The sequence below is a fragment of the Brevibacillus ruminantium genome (assembly GCF_023746555.1).
Lineage (GTDB): Bacteria > Bacillota > Bacilli > Brevibacillales > Brevibacillaceae > Brevibacillus > Brevibacillus ruminantium.
This window is the reverse complement of sequence record NZ_CP098755.1, coordinates 5,504,165-5,518,245: the sequence shown is the minus strand read 5'-3', so window position 1 is coordinate 5,518,245 and position 14,081 is coordinate 5,504,165. Positions and strand designations below refer to the sequence as shown.

The window sequence follows — 14,081 nt, the reverse complement described above, 5'->3', positions numbered from 1 at the left end:
TTTGGAAGAAATAAAAAAATCCCCTGGCCAAGGAAAATGAACGGAAGTTCCTTTGGCAGGAGATTTTCTGTTTTCACTACTCTTTTATTTCTCCAATAAATGCTCTTTCAAAAATTCCACCGTTTGTTTAATGATCTCTCGGGAGGTATCGTTATCATTTTCAAAATCAAAGCCGTGATCGCCGTCCGGGTGTTCGAGAAGCTGTACGTTTGCCTGTTTTTCTTTCGCTGTTTTCATGAAGTTGTCGATCGACGTGTTGATTTGCTCGCTGTCTTTACCCGCTTTGACGACCAGCATGGGAGCAATTTTTTGCGGTTCCCGCTGAAGCTGTGTGATCGGGGCAAACTCGTTCAGCTTGTCAAAGTCAGCCGGCTCCGTAAATTCTCGCATATGCTCCAAATCCAGCCAGTTGTAATAGGAGACCATCGCCTTGATGAAGGGCGGCCGTTCTTTCAGCGGCATATACAATCCGGCCGCTCCGGAAGCCGAGTACGTGATGATCGCCATCCGGTCTTTGTCGATCTGGAGGGAGTCGGCATGCTGGCGGACATAGGAGACCAAATCCTTGATATCCTCATAGGATTCTGCCGTTCTATCAAAGGTGGATAGTCGGTAGTTGAATGTGACGGCCGCCATCCCTGATTTGGCGATCAGCTGTCCCCAGGTAATGTATTGGCCGCGGCTTTTCAAATTGACGGGATTTCTCCCGCGCCCGTGAACGATGATGACGGTAGGATACGTTTTCTCTTTGACCGCATCCTCGGGCAGATAGACATCGAGCATGAGATCGTCTCCGTCCGGTAAGGTCTTGTAGGTCTGATTTTCCTTTACCTGGACGTTTTCCATCCCGTCTATGGTATACACGATGCTGTTTGGCAATTTGGGTTTGGCGGGCTGACTGGCCGGCTCTGTGGCAGCCGTCGTTTGTGCTGGCGGGGCCGATGTTTGGGTTGTGGCGGGCGGCGTGGCTGGTGTTTCGGTCTGTGGCGTTTGCTGTGAAGCAGTCTCTACACCAGCACCGCAGGCAACGGTTACCATGCTGCTTGCCAGACAGGAGGCAAGCACGAGTTTGTGCAGCTTTTTCATTATGAGCTCCCCCTTATTTTCGATCTCATTATTTAATTTTCATCTGGAAACGCAGCTGGAAAAAGAGTACAGTTTTTATAAATATTTCGTCTTTTAAAGGGGTGGCTGGTATGCAGCTTGCCGAGTACTACCTGCGATTGCGTACCGCTTTGGCGGACGTGTCGGAAGGGGAAGAGACCACTGTTACGTTAGCGCAGCTCACCGACATCTTTGTCTGTACGAACAGGAATTGCCAAATTCTGCTGCAAAAGCTGGTGGGTGCAGGCTGGATCACCTGGATACCGGGGCGGGGGAGAGGGAATCGTTCTCTGCTGTCTTTTCTCGCAAGCCGGGAAAGTATTTTGCTCCAGGTGGGCCAACATCTCGTCGATAAAGGAGAAATGAAGGAAGCCATCAGCTTTGTGGAAACCTATGCGGTCTCCTCCTGGGAGAAAGCGCGCTTCCACGAGTGGCTAGGCAAACAATTCGGCTACCAACCGCTGTTTATCAATAACCAACGGGTAGAAAAACTGCGCCTTTTCTTTCCCTATCCTTTCTTTTGTCTGGATCCTGCACAGATTCAATATTCGTTCCAGAGGCATATCGTCAAGCAACTGTTTGACGGGTTGGTTCGCTACGACAGCGAAAAACAGCGGATGGAACCCGCACTGGCCCATTACTGGGATGTGAGTCATGACGGGAGGATATGGAGATTTTTTTTGCGAAAAGGAGTCTTCTTTCATCATGGAAAGGAAATGAACGCGCGCGATGCAGCCTATACACTGCTCCGATTAAGACAGCTTTCGGAAACCATCCCTGACTTGTGGATGTTTAAGCAGATCGGCACGGTTACGTGTTCCGAGGAGTATTCGTTTGAGATTGTACTGGATGCGCCCAATCATGGATTCATTCATTATTTGGCCTCTGAACGCGCCTCCATCATCCCGGAGGGCATCTGCGAGGAAATGAACGATCGCTTTGCTCTGGAGCCGCTGGGAACAGGTCCCTTTCAAGTGGAGCGCAATGAATGCAAACTGCTGGTTTTGCGTGCGCATCACACGTATTTTCAGGGACGCGCCCATCTTGATCAAATCGAGTTATGGGTGGTGGCAGAAAATGAAATCGAGGGGAAAACGGTCCATATGGATGGCTATGATCTTCGCTGGGGGCCCAAGACCGCGGAGGAAACGGATTGGAAGTCTGTCTCCAGACAGGCGGTTGGCTGCAAGATGCTGTTGTTGAATCTGAAAAAATCGGGTTTGCTGCAAAACAGCGCTTTGCGGCAAGCCCTCTGTGCGGCAATCGACCGGGAGGCCTTCCTTGAAACGGTCGGGAGTGGGGATGTAAGCCCGGCAACCAACATTCTTGCTGATCTGAAGAAGAGCAGCGATCCGGAACAAAAGCAAGATGTAGCAGCGTTGCTTCGGGAAGCCGGGTACAATGGCGAAGGATTGCAGCTATACTCATACACGTTTCAACAGAATGAGCAGGAAGCCCGTTGGCTTGCACGGCAGTGGGAAGAGGCGGGTGTCAAGGTAGAGGTGAATATTCTGCCCGTTCAAGAGTTTGCTTCCGCCGCCTATCTGGAGAAGGCTGACCTGATCCTTTATTACCAGGTGACAGATGACAATCGGGAGCTGTTTCTGCATGAGATGTATCTCTCACCGAAGAGTCTGCTGAGCCGATACTTGTCAACAGAGTTGTGTGAGACTGTGCGCCAGCAGATGCCCGGCATTATGCAAGAGGCGGCAGCGGAGAAGCGGATTGCCCGCCTCCTCGCCTTGGAGGATCAGCTCAAACAGGAGAGCGCCGTCTATTTCCTGTACCATCGGCATGAAAGCGCAACGTATCATCCCGCGCTAAGCGGCGTGACGCTCAATGCGCTCGGCTGGGTGCCGTTTAAGGATGTCTGGTTTCAAAGCAGAAATGATAGAATTGACAGCCGTGAAAATAGTCCCAGGTTGACAGAATTAACATAACATTGTAAACTCAAAAACAGAATTGAATAAGACCTCACTTGAAACAGTGAGGTAGAGGTGCGATATTTAACAGTCCTTAGACGGAGTTTGAGAAGGCAGTGATGCTAAGGAGAAGGAAATGTCGCCGAAGCTTGTAATATTTCTCGGTATTACTTGCTGGGTCTGCAGTTAAGAGCTGCAGGACTGTCTCAATAAATGACCTGATTTATTGAGTTGTGCTATCTCATATGGGAAAAGAGAGGTATGTTGGGCAACTATGTAATTAGTGCGACCTGAGTTTATCTCAGGTCGCTTTTTGCTTTCATAAAGCTCCCAAAAACGACAAAACAAAAGGAGATAAGTAATATGAAAAAACATTCACCCTTTATCGCTCTGTTCCTATCTGCCATGCTGTTGGTCGCTGGCTGTGGGACAAGCAACCCAACACAATCCGCTGCAACAGACGAAGGAACCTTTAAGGTGGGGATGGAAGCAGGATATGCTCCATTCAACTGGACGCAAATGAATGATGCCAACGGTGCTGTGAAAATCGACGGCAATGCCGAATATGCAGGCGGTTACGATGTAGAAATCGCGAAGAAACTGGCTGAAGGTCTCGGCAAAAAATTGGTGATCGTGAAAACGGAATGGGATGGACTCGTCCCTGCACTCACTTCCGGCAAAATTGATGCGATCATCGCCGGGATGTCACCAACCGCAGAACGGAAACAAACCATCGATTTCTCTGACAACTACTATAAATCCAACCTGGTCATGGTCGTGAAAAAAGGCGGAAAATACGAAGGCGCGACGTCGATCCAGGATTTCAAAGGCGCAAAAGTAACGGCTCAACTGAACACCTTCCATTACTCTGTCATCAATCAGATTCAAGGTGTCGTCCAGGAGCCGGCGATGGACAACTTCCCGGCAATGCGCGTGGCGCTCGAGTCCGGCATGATTGATGGATACGTCTCCGAGCGTCCGGAAGCCGTCAGTGCTTCTTCTGCCAACCCGAACTTTGCCATGGTCGAGTTTACGGATGGCTTCACGACCTCAGAAGATGACACCGCCATTGCGGTTGGCCTGAAAAAAGACAGTGAATATACACAAAAAATCAATGAAATTTTGAAAGGGATTTCTGAGGAAGAACGTACGAACATCATGGATGCTGCTATCAAAAATCAACCAGCAGCAAATTAATCGGATCGGAAAACCGGCTGCATCTTGTATGCAGTCGGTTTTATGACTGTAAACAGGCAGAGCGAATGGAGGAAAATGATGAGCGTTGACTGGGTTGTAAAAATCATTTCCGAAAACTGGCCCATGTTCCTTCGCGGAGCGGGAATGACCCTGCTCATTGCTTTAGTCGGAACAATGCTGGGTGCTTTGATTGGACTGCTGATCGGACTGATCCGCACGATACCCGTGCCGGAACGTGGAGTAAAAAAAGCGATTCTCAAAGTAGTAAACGCCCTGCTTTCCGTGTATATCGAATTTTTCCGGGGAACGCCGATGATTGTCCAGGCGATGGTCATCTATTACGGTTCGGCTTTGGCATTTGGCGTGGATATGGACCGGATTTTGGCAGCCGTCTTTATCGTTTCCATCAATACAGGTGCGTACATGGCCGAAATTGTTCGCGGCGGGATCATTTCCATTGAAAAAGGACAATTTGAAGCTGCTCATGCGATTGGGATGAATCACGTGCAAACGATGCTGAATGTCGTATTGCCACAAGTGATTCGCAATATTCTGCCTGCTACGGGAAATCAATTTGTCATCAATATCAAGGATACCTCCGTACTCAACGTCATTTCGGTTACCGAGCTCTATTTCACAACCAAATCGATTGCCGGCAATAACTTCCGCTATTTTGAATCCTTCTTTGTTGCGTGCGTGATGTACTTTATCATGACCCTGATCGTCACCAGGATCTTGCGCTATTTCGAAAGAAAGCTGGAGGGTCCCGCCAATTACACGATGATGCCGAATCACGTGCAGACAGAAGGGAAGAAATAATCGAAGAAGGAGGAGAGCGTATGGACACGATCATTGAGATTAAGCATGTACACAAATCCTATGGGGCTCATGAAGTATTGAAGGACATCGATTTTTCCGTGAAAAAAGGAGAGGTCGTGACGATCATTGGTTCCTCGGGCTCGGGTAAATCGACTCTTCTTCGTTGCATCAATCTGTTGGAAAAGCCAAGCGGCGGGGAAATCATCTATAAGGGAGAAAATATTCTCGACGACAAGCATGACATTTTCGCATACCGCCGCCATCTCGGCATGGTTTTCCAGCAATTTAACCTGTTTTATAATCACGACGTTTTAAGCAATTGTGTGGTCGGGCAGGTAAAAGTCTTGAAACGTTCCCGGGAAGAAGCGGAAAAAGTAGCCATGAAGTTTTTGAAAATCGTGGGGATGGACAAATATATCAACGCCAAACCCAATCAATTATCGGGCGGGCAAAAACAACGTGTGGCGATTGCCAGGGCGCTTTCCATGGAGCCGGATGTGGTGCTGTTTGACGAGCCGACATCCGCGCTCGACCCGGAGATGGTGGGAGAGGTTCTGAAAGTGATGAAGGAGCTGGCCGAGTCAGGATTGACCATGCTCATCGTCACGCATGAGATGGAATTTGCCAAGGAAGTATCGGACCGCGTGGTATTCATGGACAAAGGGGTCATTGCGGAAGAAGGACCCCCGGAGCAAATTTTCAATCATCCCACACAAGAGAGGACAAGGGAATTCCTCAAACGTACGTTGAAAAGCTCCTGAGCGGATGGAAGCTGTTTCGCTGTTTCCGAAACTGCGATGGAGACGTAGTTTTCCTGGTACAGGATTCTCATATCGATGAAAGACTAATTCCTTTCGTTTACGAAAAAGGGAGTAGTCTTTTTTCTTTGCTTGGGAGACGGAGTTCCTGGGGAGGACAAAAGTATGGGTTTTGCGTTTGAAAAGAGAATGGATCGAACGCGAGTCTTGCCGTGCAGTTTGATACAGTTATCCCCTCCGGGAAAATTGAAATGTACAGAGAAAAGTCTCAAAATAGAGAGATGATATATGGATAGCATGCTCCTTCCCAAATAGGAAGTGTTGAAGGTAAATGAGCCAAACAGGAGGAATGATCAGTGGAGATCGGAATCAGTACGTTTGTAGAAACGACGCCGGATGTGAAAACAGGCGAGGTGATCAGTCATGCACAGCGTTTGCGTGAAGTGGTGGAGGAAATCGTGCTGGCGGACCAGGTAGGGCTGGATGTGTTTGGTGTAGGCGAGCATCATCGCAAAGATTATGCGGCATCTTCTCCGGCTGTGGTACTGGCCGCAGCTGCATCGCAGACGAAACGAATCCGGCTGACAAGTGCGGTCACGGTGCTCTCATCCGCCGATCCCGTACGCGTATTTCAGGATTTTGCGACGCTGGACGGCATTTCGAACGGACGGGCCGAGATTATGGCAGGCCGCGGGTCTTTCATCGAGTCTTTTCCCCTGTTTGGCTACGATCTGCAAGACTACGATGAGCTGTTTGATGAGAAGCTGGAGCTGTTGTTGAAGCTTTGCATATCGGAGAAAGTGAGCTGGAGCGGCAAGCATCGGCCGGCGATTCACAATCTCGGGGTGTACCCCCGCCCGGTGCAGAATCCTTTGCCTGTGTGGATCGGCAGCGGCGGTACGCCGGAATCGGCAATTCGCGCAGGTCTGCTTGGATTGCCGCTCGTTTTGGCGATTATTGGAGGCAGGCCGCTGCAGTTTGCGCCGCTTGTACAGCTTTATAAGAGAGCGGCAGCGCAGGCCGGCCATGACGTATCGAAGCTGTCGGTGGCATCGCATTCCCATGGCTTTATCGCGGAGGACGCGCAGTTGGCCGCGGATCAATTTTTCCCTTCAACCCAGCAGGTGATGAATGTGATTGGGCGAGAGCGGGGATGGGGGCATTACGACCGACACAGCTTTGACGCTGCCCGAAGCTTTGAAGGAGCGCTGTACGTTGGCGACCCGGAAACCGTCGCGAAGAAAATCATTCACCTTCGCCAGCACGTCGGGATTACTCGCTTCATGCTCCACGTGCCAGTTGGAACCATGCCGCATGATCAGGTTATGAAAGCGATTGAGCTGTTGGGGACGAAGGTAGCGCCGCTTGTTCGGGAGGAAGTCTCCAAGTGGGAAGCCATGCAGTAAAAATAGTGATTTTGTCCCTTGCTATCATGGAGAATAAGCAGTTGCATGCCAGAGGATATGGTACAATATTACATAAAATGAAAGAGCTATCTGGTAGCTTCAGGAGGGGTAGCGGGGAAGCATGGAGATCCAAAAACAATCAATCATGAAAGCAATCAAGTTTCTCTTCCCGGAAACGCAATTATTTAGCTTGGTTCGACAAGAAGGGTTTTTTGCGAAGAAGGAGCCCGTCGTCAAACCACCGAAGGCGCAAAAATCGGTGAAATCGGTTCAATCATCGCAGACTCAAAAGGCAGCGGGACCTTCCGATCAAGCGGATAACAGTACGTTTGAGGGCTCCGTTACTGCGGAGACTATCAAACAAAGTACGCTATCTACTCCATCCTCCAGCAGACAATCCCGTAAAAAACGGAATGCCGGGAATACTCCTCAGTACTTGATCAAAGATGCCACTTGGTCAGCAAAAGAACTGGATCAAATATTCCAGGATGCAGAGAATGAAGTAAATCGCTATGTCATTGGACAAAAGCCTTTTATTACCGATTTGATGGCGGCATTTAAGCAAGGATTCATCAACGGACGCAAGGATAAGCCGCGAAATGTGATTTTGCTGGCAGGAGCTGCGGGCACCGGAAAGAAGACTGCGCTTGACGCTCTGGTAACAGAGATGTTTATTCACAAACTGACAGCTTCGCCGATCGTGGCGGATATTGATCTCAGCCGCTACGAAGAGGATGAGATCTCGGGCAATTTTATTCTCGATATGGCCTCGGCTTTTCAAGAGCTGGAGGGCACGGTCATGTTTCGCGGGATCAAGGAGGCAGACTCCTCTATACTCAGCTTAGTCTCACAGCTTGTGACAGAAGGCAGCTTTCGAACCAAAGAAGGGGTGCGGGTCAGCGCATCGGGCTACTTCCTAGTCTTTTATCTCGATCATGCTGTCACAGGGGGCAGCGAGTATGGACAGATTCCTGCTGAGCTTGCGAGTCAGGTGCCCATCCCGATCCTGCAAGGCATTCAAGCAGCGGCAATCTCTTCCACGGTTGATAAGGAAACGATGCAGCAAATCGCCAAAAATTTGTTGGACAAGGCACTTTTAGACCTTGCCACTGACACGCAAACGACGTTTGTCGTCAGCCCGAGGGTGTATGAAGTGCTCGCTGGGATGGCCACGACCAATAAAACTTTCGGAGAAGCTGTCCATCACTGGATTGAAAAGGAATTGATTGCAGTTGTATCAAATCTTCGTGCGCGAAACGAGATTCGCCGGAACGACAAGGTAAAGATCAAGTTCGAGAACGATTCTTTTTGTGTGGAGACACGGTCTATCGAGGTGCCGATCAGGGCTCTTTCCTTCGCCCGCAAAGAGTCCGTTGATGATGTCCTGGCCGAGCTGAATGAGCTGACCGGCTTGGAATCCGTGAAAATGTTCGTGAAAGAGCTGATCAAAACGGTCCAGGTGAACAAGATTCGGGCAAGAGATGGCGGAAGTTCTGTAGCGATGGCGCTGCATATGGTGTACACCGGAAATCCAGGGACAGGCAAAACGACAGTAGCCCGTCTCATCGCCCGCATCCTCAAGGCAATGGAGCTGCTTCCGCAGGGACAGCTTGTCGAGGTATCCAGACAGGATCTTGTCGGACAGTACGTGGGCTCAACCGCACCCAAAACGATGGCAAAGGTGAACGAAGCATTGGGCGGCGTACTGTTTATCGACGAGGCCTATACGCTTGCCCGCAGTGATCACGATACATTTGGTCTGGAAGCGATCGACACGATCGTCAAAGCCATGGAAGATCATCGCGACAATCTGGTGGTTGTCTTGGCTGGATATACACAAGAGATGGAAGGCTTTCTGCGCACAAACCCCGGTTTGCGCTCGAGATTTCCCTTCATCGTGGAATTCCCCGATTACAAGCCTGCTGACATGCTGGAGATTATGCTCCGGATGGCAAATGCCAAGGGCTTCCGGATTGATCCGGACATTTACGACGGGCTGACGGAGCTATTTGATCAGAAACAAATTCCTGGCCGTAATGACAGTGGAAACGGGCGGCTTGTCCGCAATTTGTTCGAGGAGGCTGTCCGCAAGCAAGCCACGCGACTGGTCGAATCCTCTTCCGAAGAAGATGCAGATCTGCAACTGCTCACGGGAGCAGATTTCGGGATTGGCGAGCGGGCTGCGTTCAATCTGGAGGGAGAGCTTGCTGGCATCGTTGGACTGGACAAGATCAAAGCCTTCGTCAGAACGCTGGAAAAACAAATGATTGTGGATCGCAGGAGAAAGGAAGCCGGTATCCAGGTAGATACGGGGCAGATGATCAACATGATCTTTTCCGGAAATCCTGGCACAGGGAAAACGACGATGGCCCGTCTTTTGGCGAGCATGTTCCGCTCGATGGGGTATTTGAAAAAAGGGCATCTGGTTGAGGTGGATCGCTCTGATTTGGTGGCGGAATACAGCGGACAGACGGCAGCGAAAACCAAGCAGGTCGTAGAATCGGCCCTCGGCGGCGTCTTGTTCATCGACGAGGCATATGCCCTTGCCCAGGATGGCGGAGGGGGCTTTGGCAAAGAAGCGATCGATATGCTCGTTCGCTTGATCGAGCTGCACAAAAACAATCTGGTCGTGATCTTGGCTGGCTATACGGAAGATATGGAAAAGTTTCTCCAGGTCAATCCGGGGATGTCATCCCGTTTTCCGCTGCACATTGAATTTCCGGATTACACAGCCGAGGAAATGGAGCTGATTTCCACCATTATGGTAAAGGCGCGCGGATTTACCATGGCGGAAGGAGTAGCCGAACAGCTGCGAGGGTATTTTGACAAAAAGCAAATTCCCGGCAAAAAGGACGTTGGAAATGGACGGCTTGTCCGCAATACGATCGAAGAGGCAATTCGGATGCAGGCGGAGCGGTTGGCTGATCATCCCGAGATTGAGACGGATAAACTGAATGAGCTGATCGCAGAGGATTTTGGTTTATCGACTACAGGAGAAGGAGCCAGCCCCAGCGTGAATGCACTTGGTGAACTGGATACCATTATTGGTCTTGATGCAGTCAAGGATTTTGTCAGAAGCATTTCAGCCCAGATCGAAGTGGCGAAGCGGCGGGAGGAGCTTGGTCTGCCAAGGGCTACCGCTCAGACCCTCCACATGGTGTTTAAAGGAAACCCTGGAACCGGAAAAACAACGATTGCCCGCATTTTGGCCCGCCATTTCAAAGATTTGGGCGTGATCAAAGCCGATACACTAGTCGAAACGGATCGCTCTGGACTGGTCGCTGGCTATGTTGGCCAGACTGCGCTGAAAACGCGGGAAGTGATCGAACGAGCCCTCGGCGGTGTCTTGTTTGTCGATGAGGCGTATGCGCTGGCAGAGGGAGATCAGTTCGGTCAGGAAGCAATCGATACGCTCGTGAAGGCGATGGATGATTATCGCGATCGGCTCATCGTGATTTTGGCCGGCTACGATCAAGACATGGAGCGTTTCCTCGATCGGAACGCGGGACTTCGGTCCAGATTTCCCAACATCATCACGTTCCCTGACTATTCGGCGGAGGAGATGCTGCAAATCGCGCAAGTATTGGTAGAGAAACAGGGATACATTTTAGTGCCCGAGGCGGAGGAGAAACTGCTTTCCTTATTCAGGAGCTACGAATCAGATACGACGGCAGGGAATGGGCGACTCGTACGGAACATGATCGAAAAGGCGTTTCGAAGCCATGCGCTGCGCATAAGCAAGAAGGCCAATGCGACAACCGAGGAGCTATCTATGCTGATGCCGGAAGATTTTGAAGGGTAAAAGGAGAAAACTCCATGAAAACGGTCTTGATCACGATTTTGAAATGGTTGTTTGCCATCGTCGTCTATCATCCCCTCATGCTTTTCTTTATGTTGTCTCTTTTGCTTCAACCGCTGTTACTCTTTCCAAATATTGGTGAGATTCTCACGAACGGGGTGCCGGCATATCATTTTCCATTTTTTATCCTGGGATTGCAGGCCTTCTGGCTCTATATTGCGATGAAAAGCAGATTTTATGGGTTTCCGTACCGAAAGTTGACGATGCTGCTCCCCTTGTTGCAGATGTGCTTGTATACGTCCTTGGCTCTAAATGTAGGTATCCTCGCCCTAAACGGCTGGGCCGACCAGGCATATTATTCCAAGTGGGTCGCTGTCGTGTTGGCGATCCTTGCGATTCTTGGGGTTCGATTGCTGATGTCGTTATTTTATTGGAAATACCCGCTAGTTCAAAGCCCTCATCAGACGGACAGGGTCATTGGGAGGTAGTGTCGCTTGCAAGATAACCCGAGACATTCAGAATTAGGCAAGAGAGATAAGAAATACAAACCTACGGAACGACGAGAGTCCGAAGAGGCAGACCTGTATACGGAACAACAGGAGTCAGAAGAGACGGAACTGTATAGTGAACAACAGGAGTCAGAAGAGACGGAACTATATAGTGAACAACAGGAGTCAGAAGAAGAAGGGCCGAATCCCGAACCACCGGGGGGAAGTGAAGAATCAGAGCAGCAGCCTGTAAAACGGAAGAATAAGCACGTATTTTGGATCGGAATTATCGCATTAGTATTGACATCGTACGGTCTGTTTTTTGATAGGGATAAGATCGAGTTTGTCGACTCGCAGACCGGGATTGGCATGGCAGCCGGGACTACACTTGCCAACTTTGACTCGGACGTAGACATGGAGCCCAGGAATTTCACGGTTAAAATGAAGGAAGGAAAGACTACAAGCCGTATGCTGATTTGGGATTTTGCGGCTGAAGATGGGGATATTGTCACCGTGAAGGTGGATGGAAACATCATTGCAGAAAATGTGGGGCTTCTTCGCAAACCAGCCGCCATCGATATTCCCGTTCCCAGTGTTGTGGAAATTGTCGGTGTAAAAGATGGTGTAGGAGGAATCACATACGGCGTCAAGTTTCCCGGGGAGATCGCCAACCATACCTATTTCAACGTAGCGCCGGAAGGAAGCGCTAACGTTTACACGATTACCGGGCCATGAGTGTGAAATATAACCAAAGTAGAGTAATTCCCTCGTCAAACGCGGATGTATGTTCCGCGTTTTTTTTGCGTTCAGCGATGCGCCTTTTCCCTTCTTCATGTCATCCCGGGTTGCCGGAAGATTTGTACAGGAGAGGTTGCGCATCCATCACGCGTCGCTCATGTTATCTACATGCAATTTGAATTTTGTTTATGTTTAGGAACAAGGGAATGGCGGAGGTGAGGGGCCTTTATCCTGGTTTCCCTTTCGTATTCAGGACGAAGGAGGAAGGGATAAGACATTCAGACTATAGAGAAAAAAAGAAACCAAGCCTTGGGAACGGTTTTTTAGCTTGGCTGTTTACGAATTCCCGTATTATTGGTAGCTTTGTGGTTAAAAATGGTTGATTTACAGATCATTCCCTTTGTACTACGAAAAAATATACGTCAACAGAATAGGAGTTAATGAGGTATGCGAATTGTATTGGAGGAGCTATTCGGCATTACAGAACTCCCATTTTTACAAGGCAGGCTCAAGATCAAGCCAACTGTCTTAAAAAAGGAGCATACGCTTCGGGAGTTCATCGAAAAAACGAAGCCTGGTTTTTTTTCAACAGCAGTGCCTCTAGAGCCCTACTCCCTTTCCGAAGAGCTTGCCTTTTTTCAGGATGCTGCGAAGCAAACACAGATGATCTTACACTTCTATGACCCCGCTTATACGTCCATTCAGAATCTGAACCGCGTTCGCAATCTCCTCACGCCAGACCTCAGACTGATTCCGATCCCGTTTGATGCAACAAAAGGCAACAAAGCAGAGCTGATTTATTTGATCCATACGTTGACGGAGTGGCTTGAAAAGCAAGAACAGCATTTGACGTATGAAAAAATTCTCATTCATACGCAGTATTTCAAAAGCCGTTGCACGCCATGGAGCTTTGTTGCTGAGGTGGGCCCCTTTGCTGTTGTAAAAAAGCATCGGAGCATGTACAAACCACCTGCCAAGGCAACATTTAAACAGGTCTATACGCAGGAAGACGGGAAGCTGAAGGTACATAAAACAGGAGAGCTATCCGAATTGTGGCAGCAAATACTGGCGGCCAAGACAGAGGGGAAGCAGGTATGGGTCGTGCGGAAGGGTGTGACAGTCGACCTGCCAGGCAGTGATATCGTCGTCGATCTGGAGAATCAGACACTGCCGTCTCATATTCCCTATGTCCAGGCGATTTTTGCACCGACAAAAATGAGCAGTTTGTAGGGCGGAAGACTTTCTGCCTGCGAAAAGTCATCAGGCCTGCGAAAAAAATTCCCAAATTCAGCAACATTTTACCAAATCCATCCGTTTAGATAGGAAAGAAGCCTTACCGGAAGGAGGGGAGTCACTTTTTGGAATGGGTACTCATCGTCATCCCGATGTGCCTGATCATGGTCATTGCCACCATCACGGACATACGCCGACGCATGATCTATAACTGGCTTACTTTGCCGGGCATCGCCTATTTTTTAATTGTTCATGCCATTTTACACCCCGGACAATGGTTCACGTATATGCTCGGTATGCTCCTTTTGGGGGGAATCAGCTTGCTGATGGCCATTGTCAGCCGAGGACAACTGGGCGGAGGGGACATCAAGCTCCTCGCGCTGGTGGGAGCAGCAGTGGGATGGCAGGCAGGAATCTATGCACTTGTTTTTACGTATATCCTTGCTTGTCTTGTCGCCATACCGATCTGGATTGCCAGCAAATTTTCTCGAAAGACGGGAGGATCCCAGGCGCTGCCAATGGCCCCTTTCATTGCAGGGGGAACGACGGCTTTGCTTTTGCTGTCCCTTGGCTAAGGCATCTCTCATTCACCAGATTGAGCAGCCAGTGGACAGAAC

General features: G+C 49.6%; 11 protein-coding genes and 1 riboswitch. Of the genes, 10 read left to right on the top strand and 1 reads right to left on the bottom strand.

The window, feature by feature from the left end; all coding sequences use genetic code 11:
* Positions 1-84 precede the first annotated feature (84 nt).
* Entirely contained in the window at positions 85-1,086 is a 1,002-nt protein-coding gene (locus tag NDK47_RS26970) for an alpha/beta hydrolase family protein (RefSeq protein WP_251872789.1), read from the bottom strand.
* A gap of 110 nt (positions 1,087-1,196) precedes the next feature.
* Here NDK47_RS26970 and NDK47_RS26965 point away from each other — a divergent pair, with 110 nt between their 5' ends.
* The 10 genes from NDK47_RS26965 (at position 1,197) to NDK47_RS26920 (ending at position 14,039) form a co-directional block, all read left to right on the top strand.
* On the top strand, positions 1,197-3,044 hold the full coding sequence (locus NDK47_RS26965) for an ABC transporter substrate-binding protein (RefSeq protein WP_251872788.1): 1,848 nt from the start codon (positions 1,197-1,199) through the stop codon (positions 3,042-3,044).
* Positions 3,045-3,088: 44 nt separating this feature from the next.
* Positions 3,089-3,273, top strand: a riboswitch (Lysine riboswitch).
* 116 nt (positions 3,274-3,389) lie between these two features.
* On the top strand, positions 3,390-4,223 hold the full coding sequence (locus NDK47_RS26960) for a transporter substrate-binding domain-containing protein (RefSeq protein WP_251872787.1): 834 nt from the start codon (positions 3,390-3,392) through the stop codon (positions 4,221-4,223).
* 78 nt (positions 4,224-4,301) lie between these two features.
* Positions 4,302-5,042 (top strand): amino acid ABC transporter permease, encoded by a 741-nt coding sequence (locus tag NDK47_RS26955; protein ID WP_251872786.1) that lies wholly within the window; start codon positions 4,302-4,304, stop codon positions 5,040-5,042.
* A 20-nt stretch (positions 5,043-5,062) separates the two neighbouring features.
* Positions 5,063-5,803, top strand: a complete 741-nt coding sequence (locus NDK47_RS26950; protein ID WP_305883356.1) for an amino acid ABC transporter ATP-binding protein — start codon at positions 5,063-5,065, stop codon at positions 5,801-5,803.
* Positions 5,804-6,156: 353 nt separating this feature from the next.
* Entirely contained in the window at positions 6,157-7,206 is a 1,050-nt protein-coding gene (locus NDK47_RS26945; RefSeq protein WP_251872785.1) for an LLM class flavin-dependent oxidoreductase, read from the top strand.
* Positions 7,207-7,327: 121 nt separating this feature from the next.
* Positions 7,328-11,008, top strand: coding sequence for an AAA family ATPase (locus tag NDK47_RS26940; RefSeq protein WP_251872784.1), 3,681 nt, complete (start codon positions 7,328-7,330; stop codon positions 11,006-11,008).
* A 14-nt stretch (positions 11,009-11,022) separates the two neighbouring features.
* Positions 11,023-11,493: a hypothetical protein gene (locus tag NDK47_RS26935; protein WP_251872783.1), complete on the top strand. Its 471-nt coding sequence runs from the start codon at positions 11,023-11,025 to the stop codon at positions 11,491-11,493.
* A 6-nt stretch (positions 11,494-11,499) separates the two neighbouring features.
* Positions 11,500-12,228, top strand: a complete 729-nt coding sequence (locus NDK47_RS26930; RefSeq protein WP_251872782.1) for a hypothetical protein — start codon at positions 11,500-11,502, stop codon at positions 12,226-12,228.
* 450 nt (positions 12,229-12,678) lie between these two features.
* Positions 12,679-13,461 carry a hypothetical protein gene (locus tag NDK47_RS26925; RefSeq protein WP_251872781.1) on the top strand — a complete coding sequence of 261 codons (783 nt, stop codon included), beginning with the start codon at positions 12,679-12,681 and terminating at the stop codon, positions 13,459-13,461.
* A 128-nt stretch (positions 13,462-13,589) separates the two neighbouring features.
* Positions 13,590-14,039 carry a prepilin peptidase gene (locus NDK47_RS26920; RefSeq protein ID WP_251872780.1) on the top strand — a complete coding sequence of 150 codons (450 nt, stop codon included), beginning with the start codon at positions 13,590-13,592 and terminating at the stop codon, positions 14,037-14,039.
* The last annotated feature ends 42 nt before the right edge of the window (positions 14,040-14,081 follow it).